This is a genomic window from Synechococcus sp. R3-13, assembly GCF_047462195.1.
In the GTDB taxonomy this organism is placed as follows: Bacteria; Cyanobacteriota; Cyanobacteriia; order Thermostichales; family Thermostichaceae; genus Thermostichus.
In genome coordinates this window covers 1-1747 of the sequence record NZ_JANSIO010000009.1, presented here as the reverse complement: position 1 = coordinate 1747, position 1747 = coordinate 1, and the positions used below count along the sequence as shown (strand labels likewise).

1 protein-coding gene and 2 pseudogenes are annotated in these 1747 nt (G+C 58.0%); 1 reads left to right on the top strand and 2 read right to left on the bottom strand.

The annotated features are described in order from the left end of the window. Both NW856_RS00170 and psbU read right to left on the bottom strand, forming a co-directional pair. Positions 1–316, bottom strand: a pseudogene (locus NW856_RS00170) (hypothetical protein); the annotation flags it as partial. 51 nt (positions 317–367) lie between these two features. Then, entirely contained in the window at positions 368–736 is a 369-nt protein-coding gene (gene psbU, locus NW856_RS00165; RefSeq protein ID WP_041436072.1) for a photosystem II complex extrinsic protein PsbU, read from the bottom strand. Positions 737–929: 193 nt separating this feature from the next. On the opposite strand from psbU, the pseudogene NW856_RS00160 reads away from it, so the two are divergent. Then, positions 930–1747 (top strand): annotated as a pseudogene (locus NW856_RS00160) (glycine dehydrogenase (aminomethyl-transferring)); the annotation flags it as partial.

The following is a 1747-nucleotide window of genomic DNA, read 5'->3' as shown; positions in this document are numbered from 1 at the left end:
GGTACACCCGTTCTGACTGGGTTTTTCTTAGGTAGATGACAATCTGCCGCACCTCCTGGTCGGGATAGCGACGGAACAGGCGCAGGCAGTAGTCGGCCATGCGCAAGGGAATGTCGGGATCCGGATCGGTTTGAAACTCCAGATGCAAAATCAGGTTTTGGGCCCTCAGCAGGATGAGGGAGTCCGCGCGAATGGGCTCGCTGGAGAGCTCCGTTGGCTGGAGCTGGATCAAGGGAACCGGGGATCCCAGCAGCCACCGGGCAAAGGACTCGGGGAACCATTCCACCAAGTACTTGCAGACGTTATCGTAGGCCACAGGATCCCTTTCCTACAAAAGCCGATTCTCCCGATGGCCCCTCTGCCGAGATCAGCCGTAGTATCCTTGGTTGATGCGGTTTTCCAGTTGGTTAGCCCCTTCCTGATACTCGCCAAACACGAAGTTCTCGGCGTTGGCTTTGATCAGGGCCTTTTGCTGCTCTGTCAGGCCTGAGATCTGCAACATGTCTTCCAGGCTCTTGTAGGGGGCATTTTTCACCAGGATGCGAGCTAGGGTGGGATAGAAGCCGGGCAGTTGGCGGTAGTTGCGCAAGATGGTGTTGTTCACGTCAATCGGAGTGTCCAAGTGCTTTACCGGGGGAAGCTCTGCAGCCCTGGCCACAACAGGGATCCCCAAAGGAGCGAAGCACAGACAGAGCACTAACACCACACGAACCAAGATGGACAGCAACCAGCGCATAGCATCACTTCTCCAAGCAGAATCCAAAAGGCTCATCTGTATAGGTTGCTAACATTCTCCGACCATCTAGTGTCTCATCCCCTCCACCCCGAATCGAGGGCCAAGACAGGATTTGGATCCCGACAGAAACAATTTTTAACAACTATGATCAGGAGACAGTCTTTCTTGCTCTCCCTTTCTCGGCTATCGCACCATGTCCGACTTGGCCCTTCTCCACTCGACTCGACTTGACCCCCCAAGCCGGGATCCATCTCCAGGGATCCCACAACCCACGCCTTCTCCGGAGCTGGAGTTGCTGGGGCAGACCGAACTCTTTCTCAGACGGCACATTGGGCCGGATGCCCGGCAAATTGGGCAGATGTTGCAAGTGTTGGAGCTGAGTTCGCTGCAGGAGCTGGTGGAGAAGGCGGTGCCGCCGGCCATTCGCAGCAGCCAGCCTTTGCAATTGGGATCCCCTTGCCCTGAGCAGCAGGTGTTGGCGGAACTGCAGGCAATGGCGGCCCAGAACCAGGTGTGGCGCTCCTTTTTGGGCATGGGCTATTCCAACACCCTGACGCCACCGGTGATTCAGCGCAACATCCTGGAAAACCCTGCCTGGTACACCCCCTACACCCCCTACCAAGCTGAGATTGCCCAGGGACGGTTGGAAGCCCTGCTCAACTTCCAGACGATGGTGATCGACCTGACGGGGATGGAGATCGCCAATGCTTCCCTGCTGGACGAGGCCACCGCAGCCGCCGAAGCCATGGCTCTTGCCTACACCTTGGCAGGCAGGGGATCCCCAGTTTTCTGGGTGGATCGGGGCTGCCATCCCCAGACGATTGCCGTGGTACAGACGCGGGCAGAGCCCTTGGGGATCCAGGTGCGCGTGACGGATCTGGCGGAGTTTTGCCCGGAGAAGGGCTTTGGGCTGCTGTTGCAATATCCCAACACCTTTGGGGAAATCCGGGACTACCGGCAGTTGGTGGAGCAGGCTCACCAGAAGGGGATGGTGGTGACGGTGGCTGCCGA